Genomic DNA, 16,274 nt, shown 5'->3' with positions numbered 1-16,274 from the left:
CCCCCCCCAGCCACTACGCCATCGGCAGTTCGCCGACGTTCTTCTTCGAGCCGGCCCGCGGCGACCTCAACCTCGCCAACCTGTTTGTCCAGGACAGCCTCGCCTTGACCAAGACCACCAAGCTGACCCTGGGCCTCAAGGTCGAGGACGATCCCTACCTCGACCCCGAACCGCTGCCGAGCGCGCGGATTTCCTGGACGCCCAACGACAAGACCATGGTGTGGGCGGCGGCCTCGAAGGCGGTGCGCTCGGCCACGCCGTTCGATCGGGACGTCGTCGAATATCTGGGCGCGATCCGGTTCCTGACCGGCGGCGGGACCTTCCAGTCCGAAAAGCTCACGGCCTACGAGATCGGCGCGCGGATCCGGCCTTCCGCCAAGGTCTCGTTCTCGGTCTCGACCTATTACAACGTCTATGACGACCTGCGCTCCATCGAGTTCGACCGGGTCACCCTCCTGCCGCTCCACTGGGGCAACGGCATCGAGGGCCACAGCTATGGCGTGGAGGTCTGGGGCGAATACCACCTCACCCCGTGGTGGCGGCTGGCCGGGGGCTATAACCGGCTCGAGAAGCGCCTGAAGTTCAAACCGGGTTCGAGCCGCATACTGGGCATGGAGCAGCTGGGGGATGATCCCGAACACCAGGCGTCGTTGAGGTCGTCGATGGATCTTGGACGGTCGGTGACGTTGGACGCGGCCGTCCGCTATGTGGACGCCCTGCCTGACCCCCGCCTGCCATCCTATGTGGAACTCAATGGCAGGATCGCCTGGAACATCTCCAACCGGGTGCAACTGTCCCTGTCCGGCGCCAACCTGCTGCACGAGCGCAGCCAGGAATTCCCCGGCGGCGTGGTGGTCCCCAGAAGCGTCTTCGCCGACCTTCGCTGGAGCTTCTAAGTTCCTCCCAGGTTGACGCCGATGCTCTAGGCGCCTTGTCGCGCCGCGCCGAGTTCGCTGGCCAGGGCTTCGATCGCATAGGGCTTGGGCAGGACGCGGAAGCCCGCCTTCGCCGCGGTCGTGGCGGCCTCGCTGAACCCGGTCGTCAGGACGACGGGCAGGCGAGGATATTTCTGGCTGACCACCCGCGCCAGATCCATGCCCCCCATCCCACCGGGCATGACCATGTCCGAGAAGACGATGTCGAAATCGCTGCGTTGATTGAGGATCCGCAGCGCCGCCGCGCCGCTCTCGACGCGGGTGGGTTGATAGGCGAGGGCCTGGAGCATCTCCAGCACGATCAGCGCGACATTGTCGTCGTCCTCGACCAACAGCACCCGGCCCTGGTTCGAGGAGGCGGTCGGCTGCACGGTCACGGGGGTCTTGGCCGGGGCCGACTTGGCGGAACGCGGCAGCAAGAGGGAGATGACCGTCCCCAACTCCGGCGCGCTTTCGATCTGGACGTCGCCGCCGGACGCCCGCGTGAAGCCGTAGACCTGGCTGAGCCCCAGTCCGGTTCCCCGGCCCACGTCCTTGGTGGTGAAGAACGGTTCGAAGGCTCGGGCGACGTGCTCGGCGGCCATGCCCACGCCGTCGTCGATGATCGACAGGCGAACGAAGTCTCCGACCAGTTCGCCCTCGGCTAGGTCGGGCTGGTTACTGCCAACGATCGTCAGCGAGCCGCCCTTGGGCATGGCGTCGCGGGCGTTGACCGCGATGTTCAGCAAGGTGACCTCGAGCTGGGTGGAATCCACCTCCACCGGCCAGAGGTCGTCGGCCAGGCGCAGTTCCACGGTGATGTCCTCGCGCAAGGACCGTTCAAGCAGGATCGAAAGGTCGGGAATGCGCTTCGACAGGTCGACGACCTCCGGCTTCAGCGGCGATCGGCGGGAAAAGGCCAGGAGCTTGCCGGTCAGCTCGGCGCCGCGATCGAGCGCCTGGCGGACGGCGCCGGCGAACCGCTGGCGCTTCACGGGGTCCTCGGTCTTTTCCAGGATGTCCAGGCCGCCCGAGGCGACCATCAGCAGGTTGTTGAAGTCGTGGGCGAGGCCGCCGGTCAGCTTGCCGATCGCCTCCATCTTCTGTCCTTGGCGCAGGGCTTCCTCCGCCCGCTCGCGCTCCTGGATGTGGATCTGCAGGGCGTTGTTGGCGTCGCCCAGGGCCTGGGCCCGCTCTTCCAGCCTGGCGTTCGCCCGCTTCAGGAGCATCTGCCCCACGCCGAGCACGCTGACCAGCAGCGCGGCCATGACCAGCAGCACGGCGACGCCGGCGTATCGCGCCAGCCGCCGGGGCAAGGCCTCCACCACCGTGCGCAGGTAGACCGAGCCCATGACGGCTTCGCCCTGTCGAACCGGCGCGGTCACCACGATGTACCGGTTGTCGCGCAAGGCCGGCCCCTTGGCGGCCGTCGCGGGCGCGGGCGCGGCGCCCGGACGGGCGTGGCCGGCCACCAGCTGGCCCTGGGTGTCATAGACGCCCGCGGCTTCCACCTCCGGATTGGCGCCGAGCGCCTCGACATATTCCAGGGCCACCTTCCGGTCGTCGAAGGCCAGGGCCGCGGTCACGCTGGCCGCGAGAATCTGGGCCTGGACGGCGACTTCCCGGGTCTTCTGCGCGCGATACGCCTGCTCGTTGTAGAGGCCCATCAGCAGGCCCACGGCCACCAGCGCCAGCGCGCCGATCAGGGCGAGGCCGCCGAAGGCGAAGCCGGAACGTCCGCTACGCGGCTGAAACTCGTCGCGCCAGGTCATGAGGTGGGTCCATCCCTCACGGATAGCGCCAGGCTCAGCAGCTTGGCGCTGACGGTCAGGCCGTTCTGGGCGGCGGCCGCGACGTCGATGGTGAAACGGACGCGGCCCTCCCTGACGACGAACTGCACGACGCTGCCGTGCGCCTCCGCCCCGTCCGTGATCGTCAGGCTGGGCGCGCCCTTGACCGATTGCAGGGCGCTGGCGACCGACTGACGTCTCGATCCGGCGATGTAGAGGACGTGGCAACCCGACGACTTCGACACCGTCGCCATGCGGCGCACGGCCAGCGGACGCCCATTGACCTGCTGGTTCTGCGCCACCTGGTCCAAGGTCGCCCCGAAGGGGTCGTCGCCCACGACGCAGAGATTGACCGGGGCGCCCGGCGGCGGAAGCGATCCGGGGGGCCAGTCCACGAACGAGACAAGCTTGTAGAGGTAGGCCGCCTTCACCTGATACTCGAGGGACGTCGCGCCGGCCGCGGACCACGACAGGGCCGCGCCGAGCGCGATGAGGCCGCCCAGCCATGGCCGACGAGGGCTGCAACGGCCCCATGGCGCCGGGACCCGCATCAGGACACCATGTTGACGCCGACCACGCGCGATGGCGCGTCGAATTCGAAGTTGATGGGTGGGTTCATCCGCAACAACGCCCAGACTTGCCGGTGAAGGTCGCCGCGGAGGTCAGGTGCAGCCACATTGCGATCCCCAGAAACCGAGATCCGAATCTTCCTTGGCGTGCCCACGCGTTGGTTCACCCAGGGCGGACGTCTAGAGCGACAGTGTACCCTGCTGATACACGCTATGGTGAAGTTTTTTGACTCGCCCCAGGGGGAAACCCACGGCGGCGAAGGCGAAAACGGCCGGCGGGCCTTCGATTTTTGCGCGTATGCGCGGTCTGGAGCCCGCGCGGTGGTGAAACTCGCGGACACGCCCGTGGCGATGTGACGCAGGGCGGACGTTCGTTGACACAGGCCCTACGAGGCCCTGCGGTGCGAATGCCGACCGGTATTCCAGCCCAGATCGCTGGTGGACGTCATGGTGCGATAGCGGACGCCCACTTCCAGGAAGCGAACTCCCGCCTCGGTTTCTGTCCGCCAGACCAAGGCCGCACGGTGACTGAGACCCGTCCTTGGATCGACCAGCACGACATTGGGGGGAAGCTCCGCGCCCCGGCCGACGAAGATCCGCGCGCCGCCGTTGGATACGTCGATGAGGGAGCACTTTCGAGCCACCGCGCCATCACCGACGTAGACCGGGCTGTGGTCGCGATAACGCGGATGGCGTCGACGGTCGGCGCCGTCCGGGTTGGAATCGATGATCGATGTCATGACCCAAACGCTAGGCGCGGATCGTTAATCGAAATTAGCGCCAAAGTTGCGGCGTGTTGTCCCACTCGATCTGGAGGATGCGGCGAGCAGCCATGCCAGGCCGGAACCATGCGTCATTCGCGCCAAGCGCCCTGGCCCCCGCCGGATCGTCGAAGCCGCTCGAAGAGGGGATCTTCCGAACGTCGAGAAGGGCCGTTCCTGGCGCATCGCCGCCGCTACTGGTTCTTGAACTTGTCCCAGTGCTCGAAGTCGAAGGTGGGTTTCAGGGGCGCGCCGCGCACCTCGAACACCAGGCTGTCGCGGGCCGGTTCGCCCTGGTCGCGGGTGACCGTGACCACCGCCGTGTGAACACCCTCCGCCAGGCCGGCGGGCAGGTCGTAGCGCCAGATGTGCGGCGAGTGGTCGGCGCGCGAGCCACGCGGCTGCGGCGGCATCGGCGGCAGGCGCTTCTGGCGGCCCTGGACATAGCCCTGGGCCTCCGCGTCGCCCGACCGGCTCTGGATCGCGGCGCGGGCCATGGTCAGCTGGCGCTGCAGCGCGAACGGGTCGGAATAGGCCGCGCCGCTCTTGACGCCTTCGCCGCGCATCTCCTGGGTGCGGGTCATCGGCGCCGGCGCGGCGCCGTCGATCGAGACCCGGACCTGGGTCGTGCTGTCGCCCATCCAGACGTCGGCGGTGATCCAGCTTTGGCCCGCCAGGTCGGCCTTCGAGAGCAGCTTCACGTCCGGTAGGTCCTGGACGCTGAGCGGCGGGACGGGGTCGCGTGTCTCCTCCGGGGCGTCGCGCCAGGCGAAGATCTTGTCGGCCCAATCGCGGAAGCGGGGCGTGCTGACCGACAGCCACATGGCGCGATCGCGCGGCAGGCCGCTGGCGCGGTAGTCCAGGGTGTAGGCGGTCCCGTTCACGGCGAAGTCGACATAGCCGCGCGGCGAGCCGTCACCCTGGATGCTCATCGGCGTGCCGTCGATGTCGTAGTCGCCGCCCCACCAGTCGCCGGCGACGGCGCCGGCCACCAGATGGCGGAAGGGGATCGTGGTCACGCCCACCGTATCCTTCCAACCGGCCATCGAGTCGCCGGTGGCGAGGTTCTCCAGCGTGTGGCTGTGGCCGGTCAGGGACAGGGCCGGGCGGCCTTTCACCAGGGCGTAGAGCTCGCCCATGTTGTCGGTCTGGTGCGGCTGGGACTCGCTGTTGTCGAAGCCCACAAACGGGATGTGGGCGGCGAACACCACCAGCTTGGTCGGGGCGGTGGTCTTCAGCACGTTGGCGATGAAGGTCATCTGATCGGGCAGCAGGCGGCCGTTGTAGGTCTTCCAGTACTGCTTGCAGAACGGCCGCTCGCGGGCCTCGCGCGGGTCCTCGCCGCAGGGGAACGAGACGTTGTCGAGGACGATGAACACCGCCTGGCCCATCTCGAACGCGTAGTTGTTGGGGCCGTACAGGCGACGCCAGGTGTCGGAGCTGTCGATGTCGTGGTCGGCGTCGTGGTCGTAGTCGTGGTTGCCCTGCACCCACCATTGCGGCGCGCCGATCGCGCTCATCACCTCGGCGGTGCGCGGGATCAGGTGCAGGTCGTCGCTGACGATGTCGCCCAGGGCCAGCAGGCAGGCGGGTTTCTTTGGCGCGTTCAGCAGTTCGCGGGCCAGGGAGTCGCGGACATAGCCGACCTCGATATTGGACGCCGGTTGGATGTCGCCGAGCACGGCGCAGTCGAAGTTCTGACCGGATTCTGTGGGAATGATCGGAAAGTTGATCGCCGAGGGCAGGGGACCCGTCGGCGGCAGGCCGCCATAGCGCAGCGCCTTGGGCGAACCCGCCGGCTTGTGCTGGTAGGCGAACTGCGGAACCCAGCGATTGTCGGTCGGCACGCGCCAGCCGCTGGGCTGGACCACGAACACCGACATGTCGCGCCGGACCGGCAAGCCGTAGCGGCCGCCTTGATCGGTCAACACCACCTCGCGCCCGTTCGAGACCTTGACGCCGGGGACGCCGTGCTCGTCGGCGTCGAGCCGGCCGTTGCGGTTGGTGTCGTCGAACACGACGCCCGCGATCGTCCTGTCGTCGGCCCGCGCGTCACGGCGCACGTCGATCCTGGCGAAATAGGGCGTGTCGGCGCTGGTCGAGGCCGCCGCCGCGGCGCCCGCGCCGCCGGACATGATCGCCGCGCACAGCATGGCGATCGGCAGGGAAGTCTTGGTCACCTTGGCGCCCCTTCGTCTGATGACGTTCGCACAGCCTGTGTGGCGGACGTCTGACACACCCCGATGAAGCCCGGCGAAACGGTGACGCGCGCCGCTGGCCAGCCTCTGTGTGGGTTTCGCGGGTTTTGTGGTCAGTTTACCCACATAACGCAAAAGAACTTCTCGTGACATCCACATCAAATCCACAAATGTCACGTGATTTCCACAAACCGAGCCTAGAGGAAACGACGGCGAGGGGGCGGCGGCCGGGATGACGGCCCGCGATGCTTCGTTTGGGCGCAATTTCTCTGGGAGAGTCGGTCGTGAGGGATCAATCTGCAGCCGGTCATCGCTGGCGCGGCGTCATGGCGCTACGGGCCCTGGCCCTGGTCAGCGCAAGCATTCCGGCGGTGGCGCTGATGGCGACGCCGGCGGTGGCCGAGGACTACACCAACGTTCAGGCGTCGGGCCGCGTGCAGTCGGCCGACGGCGCGCCGATCGCGGGGGCGGTGGTCCGGATCACTTCGGAAAGCTTGGGCGTGAAGCGCTCGGCGGTCACCAACGCCAGCGGCGCCTACGTGATCCCGCAACTGACGCCGGGCGCCTACGCGGTCTCGGTGACCGCCGACGGGTTCGACGCCTATGCGGAAAACGGGGTGCTGATCAGCCGGGCAGGGGCCTCGAACCTCTTCACCCTGGCGCCGGTCGGCTCGGTGGAGGCGATCGTGGTCAAGGCCGGCCGGATGCGCACGCCGGACTTCGAGATCACCACCACCGGCGCGGCCATCGAGATCGGCGAATTGGCCGAGCGCGTGCCAGTCGGGCGCTCGCTGCGCGACGTCGCGCTGATGTCGCCGGGCGTCGTCCAGGGCTCGTCGTCGGCCAACGGAACCTTCGCCAACCAGATTTCGATTTCGGGCGCCAGCTTCATCGAGAACGCCTTCTTCGTGAACGGCCTCAACATCACCAACTTCCGCATGGGCCTGTTGCCCGTCGAGGTGCCGTTCGACTTCTACAAGTCGATCGAAGTGAAGACCGGCGGCTATCCGGCCGAGTTCGGCCGCTCGACCGGCGGCTTCGTCAACGCCATTACCAAGTCGGGGACCAACGTCTTCCACGGCGGGGTGACGGCGACCTGGGAGCCGGGCGACCTGCGCGACAGCGCGCCCAACAGCTTCCGCAACAATTTCGAGGACTCCACGGTCAGCCGCGAGGAGTGGGTGGCCGAGCTGGGCGGGCCGATCCTCAAGGACCGCCTGTTCTTCTACGGCCTGTACAACCAGCGCCGCCTGAAGACCTTCACCCCGTCGGCCAGCCAGGACAACGCCACCCGTGTCAGCGACGACGCGCCCTTCTGGGGCGGTAAGCTGGACGGCTGGCTGACCAGCAAGCAGCACTTGGAGCTCACCTATTTCGACTCCACCAAGGATGTCCGTAACCGCAGCCTGAACTACACCCGCGCCACCAAGACGCTCGGCGCGGAGACCGGCGGCACCAACCAGCGCTCGGGCGGCGAGAACTACATCGCTCGCTACACCGGCACCTTCACGCCCTGGTTCACCCTGTCGGCGGCCTATGGCGTCAACAAGTTCCGCGATGGTCAGCTGCCGCTCGACATCGCCCATGAGCGGGTCCTGGACTATCGAACCAATTCGGCCGGCGTCGATATCGGCGTCAACAAGGTGACCGACGCCATGTCGTTCAACGACGACAAGCGGACGTTCTATCGCGCCGACGCCGACTTCAACTTCAACCTCCTGGGCGCCCACCACCTGCGGGTCGGCTACGACCACGAGGAGAACACGGCCAACCAGACGTTCGAGACGATCGGCAAAGGCTTCCTGAAGATCTTCCGCGCCACGGGCACGGACCAGACCGCCCTGCCGGCGGGCACGGACTATGTGACGACCCGCGTCTATCGCAACAGCGGCTCGTTCGGCACGGTCAACCAGGCCTTCTACGCCGAGGACCAGTGGTCGCTGTTCGACGATCGCCTGCAGTTCGAGCTGGGCGTCCGCAACGACCGGTTCGACAACCGCAACGCCGACGGCTCGACCTTCTACGATCCAGGCAACCAGTGGGCGCCGCGCATCGCGGTGTCGGGCGACCCCTTCGGCGACGGCAAATCCAAGCTTTACGGCTTCTTCGGCCGCTACTACCTGCCGCTGCCCAGCGACCTGTCGCTGAAGTTCGCCGGCTCGCTGGTCACCTACACCCGCTACAACCTGCTGAACGGCGTGGGGGCGGACGGCACGCCGGGCTTCGGCGCGCCGGTCACCAGCGTCGCGGGGATGCAGGCCTGCCCGGACACCGGCACGGCCAACTGCCTGGTCTCCGCCTCGGGCGCCGTGGCCGAGACGGTCGAATCCATCGCCCACAACCTCAAGCCCCAGTCGGCCGACGAGTTCGTGCTGGGCTACGAGCGCCGCTTCGGCGACCTGATCAAGGTGGGCGCCTATTTCACCCACCGCGAGCTGAACAGCATCATCGAGGACGTGGCCATCGACACCGGCGCGCGGGCCTATTGCGTCAAGGCCGGCTTCACCGCGGCCCAGTGCAAGGCCAGCTTCGGCGGCGGCCGCCAGTGGGTGATCGTCAATCCGGGCGAGGACGTGAAGATCCGCCTCAACAGCCTGCCGGACGGCTCAAAGCCGATCGTCACGCTGTCGGCCGCGGACCTGACCTATCCCAAGCCCAAGCGCGACTACAACGCCCTGACCGCCACCTTCGATCGGGCCTTCGACGGCAAGTGGTCGCTGTCGGGCTCCTACACCTGGGCCGACCTGAAGGGGAACTACGAGGGCGGCGTGCGCTCGGAGAACGGCCAGCTGGCCATCAACACCACGGCCGACTTCGACTCGCCGGGCTTCCTGAACGGGGCCGACGGCTACCTGCCCAACCACCGCCGCCACACCTTCAAGGCCTATGGCAGCTACGCGGTGAACAAGTGGCTGACCCTGGGCGGCAACGGCCTGGTCCAGTCGCCGCGCAAGTACAGCTGCATCGGCATCGTGCCGAACGCGGTCGATCCCGTCGCCTTCAGCTACCAGGGCTACGGCTTCTACTGCCAGGGCAAGGTCGTCGATCGCGGCTCGGCCTTCGAGGGCGACTGGGTCACCCAGTTCAACGGCAGCGCTGTGGTGACCCTGCCGACGCCGGGTGATCGCTTCGACGCCTCGCTGCGGCTGGACGTCTTCAATCTGTTCAATTCGCACGCGGTGACGGCCTACCACGAGTTCGGCGACATCGGCGGCAGCGGCGTGGCCGACCCCAACTTCGGCAAGCCCGTCGACTACCAGACCCCGCGCTATGCGCGGCTCCAGCTGCGCGTCGCCTTCTAGGCGAGCGCGGGCGTCCCCCGGCCGCGCTCCTTCCCCTTCGGCCGGGGGACGTCCTTCCTGCGCCGGGACTCAGGTCATAGTGTCCCGGGACCTTGGTCGGCGGCTCCTGGTTTCGGGCCGACAGAGACGGACAGAGAATGCTCAAACGCTACGATCGCCAGCGCGACATCCTGAACCTGCTCGAGCCCAACCAGACGCGCGCGATCGCCGACATCGCCAAGGCGCTGTCGGTTTCGGAGGAGACGATCCGGCGCGAGCTGCGGGTGATGGAGGAGAGCGGGGCCATCGTGCGCCTGCACGGCGCGGTTCGCCTGCCGCCCCAAGAAATCGAAGGCCCGTTCGACCTGCGCATGCAGAAGAATGTCGCCGGCAAGACCCGCATCGCCGAGGCGGTGGTCAAGTTCGTGTCGGACGGCGACACCCTGTTCCTCGACAGCGGCTCGACCTCCTGCTTCGTGGCCAAGGCTCTCGCGGAGCACCGCCAGCTGAAGATCATCACCAACTCGCTGGCCGTGGCCCAGGCGATCCGCAAGGACCGGGGGCACACCCTGTTCCTGGCGGGCGGCGAGATGAACGCGGCCTACCAGTCGTTCTCCGACCGCTACGCCCAGGACTTCGTCGCCGGCTTCCGGCCCAGCCTGTCGATCCTGACCGTGGGGGCGGTGAATCTCGAGCACGGCCTGATGGACCATTCGCCCAGCGAGGCGATCATGAGTCGTATCGCCTATTCGACGGCCAGCCGCGTCCTCTTGGCGGCCGACCAGGGCAAGTTCGGACGCCTGGGCCTAGTGCACACCGCCGCGCTCACGGATGTCGACGTCCTGGTCACGGATGCGGCGCTGAGCCCGGCGTTCCAAGACGCCTTCTCCCATGCGGAGGTGGTGATCGCATAGGCGATGCGCGCTGGGTGGAAGCCGTGAGCCACAATTCGTTGTGCGGGCCGGTGCGATCCTAGCGCTTGGTCTCCTCGACGATAGCCACGCCCCACGGTGGCAGGTCCAGCGGCTGGTTCGTCGGGAGCAGGCGTCCGGACAGCAACTCGGTCCCGGCCATGTCGGCGAGATGTTGCGGGGTGGGTGAGTAGTTGAGCACGTAGCGCACCGGGCGTCCGTTCGAGAGCACGCCGCGCCGGACGATGATCGGGAACCGGGTTTCCGGGATTTCGACGCCCGCGCGTCGGGCCTCGCCGGCCAGGATCTTCTCGATCATCGCGTCGGTTGGCATGAAGCCGACATAGGCGACCTCGCCCTTGCCGTAGGTGTTGCGCGTCATCGCCGCATAGGCGGGCCACGACGGATGCTTGTAGCGCGCCACGACGGTCGCGGTGGTGGGCGTCAGGAACTCCATCCACCAGCGGGCGGTGTTGTCCTTTTCGCCAACGCCGAACGGATCGCCGTCCAGGGACACGCCCTCGGGTTTGGTGAACTGCTCGTAGCGCACGCCCGCCGCCTGGGTGATCCCGCCCGGCTGGGGCGTGTGGCGCACCTTGGTGTTCTCATCGGAGAAGCCGCTCTTGAAGGTGTAGACCAGATGGCCGCCCCCCTTGGCGTAAGCGTTCAGCCGATCGATCTCGGCGTCGCTGGCGGCGTAGAGCGCGGGGACGACGATCATCTGGTAGCCGGACAACGGCGTCTTGGAGGTGGGCGACAGGATGTCGACCTCGACGTTCATCCGGTAGAGGGCGTCGTAATAGGGGCGCAGCACGTCGTTGTAGCCAACGTCCGAACTGATCTTGAACGAGTCGAAGGCGCTGAGCGCGGTGTTGCTGACATAGAGCGCGACGCGGTTGCGCTTCTTTATGTTGACCAGTTTCGGGCCCAGCCGCTTGAGGTCGGCGCCGATGGTCTTGGCTTCCTCGTAGACGGCGTTGGGCTGGTAGTCCTGCGAGAGCACCCCGCGCCAGTAGGTCTCGATAGCGTTGGCGGTGCTGGCCCAGTGCCAGTACTCGACCATGTTGGCGCCGGAGGCCAGGTGGCTGAAGGCCTGCAGCCGAAGCTGCCCGGGATAGGGCGTCCACTCCGGGAAGCCCTGGGCCTGGGTCTCCAGCACCAGGTAGTTCTGGCCGTCGCGCAGCGACCGGGTGAGGTCGCCGCCGAAGGCGATCTCGGCGCCGGTCAGCTTGTCCTGGCTGGGGTGGTAGATGTCGATCCCGGCGACATCCAGCGCCTGGGCTGCTTCCCAATGGTTCACCTCGGGCTGCACGCCGAACGAATGGCCGCGCCAGCTGAGGTCGAAGTTCTGGGTGATGAACTGGCCGGGCCGGGCGTGGGCCCGCACCAGATCCGCCTGCCAGGCCAGGAAGTCGGTGACCAGGCCGCGTTGAAACCGCGCGAAGGCGTTGGACAGGCTGGCGTTGATCGAGCCGTTGACCGACGGGAAATCCTCCCACCGGTTGATGCGATTGCTCCAGTAATCGAGGCCATAGGCCTTGTTCAGGGCGTCGAGGTCGGGCCAGCGGCGCTTCATGTCCGCGACGAAGGCGGCCTGCACGTTGGGACCGCTGGTGTCGTAGGCCTTGGTCTCGTTGTCGACCTGGTAGCCGATGACCGCCGGATGGTCCTTCACGTGGTCGACCAGGGCGACGATCACCCGCTCGGCGGCGCGGCGGTAGTCGGGATCGGTGATGTCCATGTTCTGGCGGCGGCCGTATTCGGCGCGGCCGCGCGGCGTCACGACCAGGACATTGGGGTGCTCGCGCGCCAGCCAGGTGGGGACGGCGTAGGTGGGCGTGCCGACGATCACCTTGATCCCGTGCCGATGCATGGCCGCCAGGGTCCGGTCGATATGGCTGAAGTCGAAGACGCCGGGCTGGGGCTCCAGCGTGCCCCAGGTGGATTCGGCGATCCGCACGACGGTGATCCCCGCCGCCTGCATCATCCGCGCGTCCTCCTCGACGCGGTCGGTGGGGGTGTATTCGTCGTAGTAGGCGACGCCGTAGAGGATGGTGTTCGGCAGGTCCGCCGCCGCCGCGATCCGCCCGCCGCCCATCGTCAGCAGGAGCGCCAGCGCCAAGGCCCGCAGGCGTCGATCGAGGTTGGGCATCCCGGCCTCCCGAGCCGTTCGTCAGTGGTCGGTATCAGAGGCGCCAGACCGGCCAGCGGCGTCGCCGCTGGCCGGTCCCGGATCATTCGCCGAAGCGGAAGCGCAGACCCAGGCCGTAGTAGCGGCCCTCGTAGCGGACATCGACCGGATAGGTCCGGTCAGGCTGGTAGTTGTTGTAGTTCTCGAACGGCTTGGCCAGGAGGTTCGAGACGTCGGCGCTGACGGTCAGGTGCTTGGAGATGTCATAGCTCAAGGACGCGTCCAGGCGGGACGTCGCCCGGATCCCCACGCCGGTGTACTGCGAGCCGTCGTTGGCCTGACGATAATAGTTCACCCAGGGCGATCGGCGATTGTAGGAAATCCGCCCCGTCACGCCGTTGCGTTCGTAGAACACGGCGGCGTTGTAGGTCCACTTGGACAGGCCCGTGATGCGGACATAGTCGGCGTCTCCGCCCAACGTCTTGGGAAACTGATTCTTGCCGTCGATATAGGTGACGTTCCCCTGGACGCCGAAGCCCTTGAACGCTTCGGGCAGGAAGTCCAGGAAGGTCTGGGCGCCGACCTCGAAACCCTTGATCTTGCCCGCGCCGGAGTTCTCCGGACGGTTGATCTCGATGAGGCCGTAGACGGGGTCCTGGATCCGCCGGGTATAGTTGCTCGTGAACCCGAAGAGATCGCGATAGAAGCCCGCGACGGTGATGCTGCCCGTGCTCGAGAAATAATACTCGGCGCTGACGTCGTAGTTATTGGACGTGAGCGGCAGGAGATCGGGGTTTCCGCCCGAGCCGTAGGCGTTCGGCTGCGCCGGCGCGTTGGGATCGACCGGCTGCGAAGGGTCCCGAACGACTTGTGTGACGTTCAGGGCCGGGTTGAGCGCGCCGAAATCGACGCGGGTGCGAGTCTGGGTGTAGCCCAGGCGCAGTTGCAGCTTGTCGACCGGCCGAATCCGCAGGCTGACGTTCGGCAGGACGTCGGTGTAGTTCTGCCTGATCGTCCGCGGGATCAGGGACGTGACGCCGTTGACGGAGACGCGCGAGGTGCCGGAAAACTCGCCGAGGGTTTGGACGACCCGGACGCCGACCACACCGTCGATGGCGACCGATCCCACATCGAAGTTGTACTTGGCCTGGGCATACTCGGCGTAGCTTTGCTCGGTGGCGCTGAAGGCGCCGCCCTGGTTCAGCGGCACGTCCGGGCTGCTGAAGGCCTTCAGCGTATCCTTGTAGCCCTGGTCGTTGGGGTTGAGGGCCACAAGCTGCTGCAGGGCCGCGACGGAGCGCTGCTGGAGGGCCGCGAAGCTTCCGGCGATCCCATCACGGGTCGGCATCAGGTACTGGGTGAAGCCCTGCGAGTTTCCACGGAACGGGTCTTCGACCATCTGCAGCTGGCCGACCGGGAGACCGGCCAGCGGAAGCTTGAGCGGGAGCACCCAGGCGTAACGATCACCCTGGATCAGCGAGGCGTCGCGATCGGTGTAGCGCAGCCCAAACTTGAGTTCCGGAAGCCACGAGGAGCCGGTGTCGAACACCGCGTCGCCCCGCCACTGCACCCCGCTGCCCTTGGCGATGTAGTGCCGCTCGTAATAGCCGCGCCAGTAGTAGTTGGCCGGATTGGCGGCGTCGAAGCCCGTGAGGTCGAACGCCGCGCCGTCCTTCTCGTTGAACTTCACGACCACGGTCGGCGCCGTGGTGAAGGCGCTGTCCAGGCTCCAGTTGCGGGCCTCGTATTCGCTGTCCTCATAGGCCAGGTCGGTGGACAGGGTCAGGCGATCGCCGCGCTAGGTCGCGCCGACCGCGCCCTGATAGGTGTTGGTATGGTCGGCGCCGGTCGAGCGATAGGCCTGGGGCGCGACGCCGCCGGTCTTGGTGAAGCCCGCCGCCTGGTCGGTCTTGCCCGGAACCAGCGTGACGTTGGTCAGCGTCGGATCCTGTTGCACCGTCGAATCCCAGTCCCGCAGGTTGACGTCCAGGTTGTCGGTCGCCTGCCGGCCGCGATAGCCCTGATAGATGCCGTCGAAATAGACCTCGAGCTTGTCGGTCGGCCGCCACTGGAGGGCGATGTTGCCGGAAGGCCGGTAGCGCTTGCCGCCGTCGTTGTAGAGGCCGACGGAGTGCGGATAGTAGAAGCTGTTGCCCGCGCTCGCCGGCGAGACGCTGGAAGCGGGGCTGACTTGGCGGATCCACTGATTGTTGTACCGCACGCCGTTGCGGTACTGCGACTGGGCGTAGGTGGCGTTGGCCAGGATACCGATCTCGCCGATCGGCGTGTCCCAGCGGTCCGAGATCAGGACGTTGCCGTTCGGTCGTATTTCCGGGTCTGGTCGTTGTAGGTGCCGCGGACGCCGCCGCCGACGAACCAGTCCTTGAAGTCGAACGGGCGGCGGGTGCGGACATTGATCAGGCCGGCCAGGCCTGGCTCGACGATGTCGGCCGTCCCCGACTTGTAGACCTCGATCCCCGCCAGCGCCTGCGCCGGGAAATCCTGCAACTGCACGCGGCGCAGCTCGGCCGTGAAGATCTCGCGACCGTTGTAGGTGGTGGCCACGTCCGGCAGGCCCCGGATGAGCACGCGGTTGGCTTCGTCGCTGAAGCGCTCGACCTGCACGCCGGTGATGCGCGCCAGCGTCTCGGCGGCGGTGTTGTCCGGAAGCTTGCCGATGTCCTCGGCGACGACGGCGTCGAGAATGGCGTCGGAGTTGCGCTTGATCTGCTGCGCCGACCGCAGGCTTTGCCGAAGGCCGGTCACGACGACTTCGGCCAAGGCCGAAGTCTCCGTCGCCGGGCCAGCGTCGGCCACGACGGTGGTCTGTTCGGTTCGGATTGATTTGTCGGACAAGGCCTGGATTGCAGGCGTCGTGTGCCCTGCCACCGGCATGGCCAGGAGCGCCATCGGTGCAACCGACAGCATGAATGCAACGCGTTTCATCGCTTTTCCCCCCAAGGAATCTGAGCGCGAGGTATTTCCCTCACGATTTTATTTGTCGGACTAAATGTGCCTGCGCTGCGATCGGTCGTCAATAGGATTGATATTACTAATAACCCGATGAGGTCTGGCAGCTTGGCGGAACGCCCCCAAGCTTGGCGAGAAATCCCGCAATTGACGGCTCGCGCCGGGCGTTCGCGGCCTGACCTATGGCCCTACATGGACATGTGCCGGCGCTGGCCGGCGCCTGGCCCTGCGCGGGTCGGTCGCGCCTGCCGGTTCAGCGTTGGCAATGTACTCAGACAAAACGGAGCCCTTCGTGGCCGAGCGCCGAGGGCGCGCCACACCGATAAGTTCCGGGCCGGATCGCACTCACATTTGAGGGAACAGCCTCATCGAGCCATCCGTTCTGTTCGCGGAGCCGGCGGGAGGTGTCCAAGGGCCGAGCTTCTGGCAAGGGAGGTTCAGATGCGTGTGAGCGACTGCATGACCCGGGGTGTCGAGATCACCAATCCCCAGGAGACGATCCGTGACGCCGCCAGGATGATGGTCGACTGCGACGCTGGCGCCCTGCCGGTAGGCGAGAACGATCGGCTGGTGGGTGTGATCACCGATCGGGACATCGCTGTCCGCGCCGTGGCGGAGGGCAAGGGTCCCGACGCCAGGGTTGGCGACGTGATGAGCGCCGAGGTGAGATACTGCTTCGAGGACGATGACGTCGACGAGGTGCTCCGCAACATGGGCGAACTCCAGGTGCGGCGGCTGCCGGTCCTCAG

12 protein-coding genes are annotated in these 16,274 nt (G+C 67.0%); 4 read left to right on the top strand and 8 right to left on the bottom strand.

Going from position 1 to position 16,274, the window contains the following annotated elements; genetic code table 11:
- On the top strand, positions 1–896 hold an 896-nt coding region (locus PMI01_RS02555), incomplete at its 5' end, for a TonB-dependent receptor plug domain-containing protein (protein ID WP_007662580.1).
- A 26-nt stretch (positions 897–922) separates the two neighbouring features.
- Here the strand turns inward: PMI01_RS02555 and PMI01_RS02550 are convergent.
- The 4 genes from PMI01_RS02550 to PMI01_RS02540 form a co-directional block, all read right to left on the bottom strand.
- Positions 923–2,686 (bottom strand): ATP-binding protein, encoded by a 1,764-nt coding sequence (locus tag PMI01_RS02550; protein WP_007662579.1) that lies wholly within the window; start codon positions 2,684–2,686, stop codon positions 923–925.
- On the bottom strand, positions 2,683–3,135 hold the full coding sequence (locus PMI01_RS02545) for a YfiR family protein (RefSeq protein WP_051989879.1): 453 nt from the start codon (positions 3,133–3,135) through the stop codon (positions 2,683–2,685). Before PMI01_RS02545 ends, PMI01_RS02550 begins: the two co-directional genes overlap by 4 nt.
- 524 nt (positions 3,136–3,659) lie before the next feature.
- Positions 3,660–4,013, bottom strand: coding sequence for a PilZ domain-containing protein (locus PMI01_RS26335; protein ID WP_007662577.1), 354 nt, complete (start codon positions 4,011–4,013; stop codon positions 3,660–3,662).
- Between the two features lie 215 nt (positions 4,014–4,228).
- Positions 4,229–6,214: a calcineurin-like phosphoesterase C-terminal domain-containing protein gene (locus tag PMI01_RS02540; RefSeq protein ID WP_007662575.1), complete on the bottom strand. Its 1,986-nt coding sequence runs from the start codon at positions 6,212–6,214 to the stop codon at positions 4,229–4,231.
- A 344-nt stretch (positions 6,215–6,558) separates the two neighbouring features.
- Between PMI01_RS02540 and PMI01_RS02535 the strand changes: the two genes are divergently transcribed.
- Positions 6,559–9,534: a TonB-dependent receptor gene (locus tag PMI01_RS02535; protein WP_007662573.1), complete on the top strand. Its 2,976-nt coding sequence runs from the start codon at positions 6,559–6,561 to the stop codon at positions 9,532–9,534.
- Positions 9,535–9,671: 137 nt separating this feature from the next.
- Positions 9,672–10,427 carry a DeoR/GlpR family DNA-binding transcription regulator gene (locus tag PMI01_RS02530; protein WP_007662571.1) on the top strand — a complete coding sequence of 252 codons (756 nt, stop codon included), beginning with the start codon at positions 9,672–9,674 and terminating at the stop codon, positions 10,425–10,427.
- Between the two features lie 58 nt (positions 10,428–10,485).
- On the opposite strand, the gene PMI01_RS02525 is transcribed toward PMI01_RS02530, so the two are convergent.
- From PMI01_RS02525 to PMI01_RS27645, 4 genes are all read right to left on the bottom strand, one after another.
- Positions 10,486–12,576, bottom strand: coding sequence for a beta-galactosidase (locus PMI01_RS02525; protein ID WP_007662570.1), 2,091 nt, complete (start codon positions 12,574–12,576; stop codon positions 10,486–10,488).
- A gap of 82 nt (positions 12,577–12,658) precedes the next feature.
- Positions 12,659–14,323, bottom strand: a complete 1,665-nt coding sequence (locus tag PMI01_RS27655; RefSeq protein ID WP_238536990.1) for a TonB-dependent receptor — start codon at positions 14,321–14,323, stop codon at positions 12,659–12,661.
- Between the two features lie 30 nt (positions 14,324–14,353).
- Positions 14,354–14,776, bottom strand: a complete 423-nt coding sequence (locus PMI01_RS27650) for a hypothetical protein (protein WP_007662568.1) — start codon at positions 14,774–14,776, stop codon at positions 14,354–14,356.
- Positions 14,777–14,859: 83 nt separating this feature from the next.
- Positions 14,860–15,336 carry a TonB-dependent receptor plug domain-containing protein gene (locus PMI01_RS27645; RefSeq protein ID WP_202948062.1) on the bottom strand — a complete coding sequence of 159 codons (477 nt, stop codon included), beginning with the start codon at positions 15,334–15,336 and terminating at the stop codon, positions 14,860–14,862.
- Positions 15,337–15,966: 630 nt separating this feature from the next.
- Between PMI01_RS27645 and PMI01_RS02515 the strand changes: the two genes are divergently transcribed.
- Positions 15,967–16,274: CBS domain-containing protein (locus PMI01_RS02515; RefSeq protein ID WP_007662565.1), on the top strand; the 308-nt coding region annotated here is incomplete at its 3' end.

This window comes from Caulobacter sp. AP07, from assembly GCF_000281955.1.
Classification (GTDB): Bacteria; Pseudomonadota; Alphaproteobacteria; order Caulobacterales; family Caulobacteraceae; genus Caulobacter.
This window is presented reverse-complemented; position numbering and strand designations above follow the sequence as displayed.

Bases quoted from the DNA above. Each gene is read 5' to 3' on its own strand.
- PMI01_RS02550 (WP_007662579.1), bottom strand. From the start codon at position 2,686: ATGACCTGGCGCGACGAGTTTCAGCCGCGTAGCGGACGTTCCGGCTTC.
- PMI01_RS26335 (WP_007662577.1), bottom strand. From the start codon at position 4,013: ATGACATCGATCATCGATTCCAACCCGGACGGCGCCGACCGTCGACGC.
- PMI01_RS02535 (WP_007662573.1), top strand. From the start codon at position 6,559: ATGGCGCTACGGGCCCTGGCCCTGGTCAGCGCAAGCATTCCGGCGGTG.
- PMI01_RS02530 (WP_007662571.1), top strand. From the start codon at position 9,672: ATGCTCAAACGCTACGATCGCCAGCGCGACATCCTGAACCTGCTCGAG.
- PMI01_RS02525 (WP_007662570.1), bottom strand. From the start codon at position 12,576: ATGCCCAACCTCGATCGACGCCTGCGGGCCTTGGCGCTGGCGCTCCTG.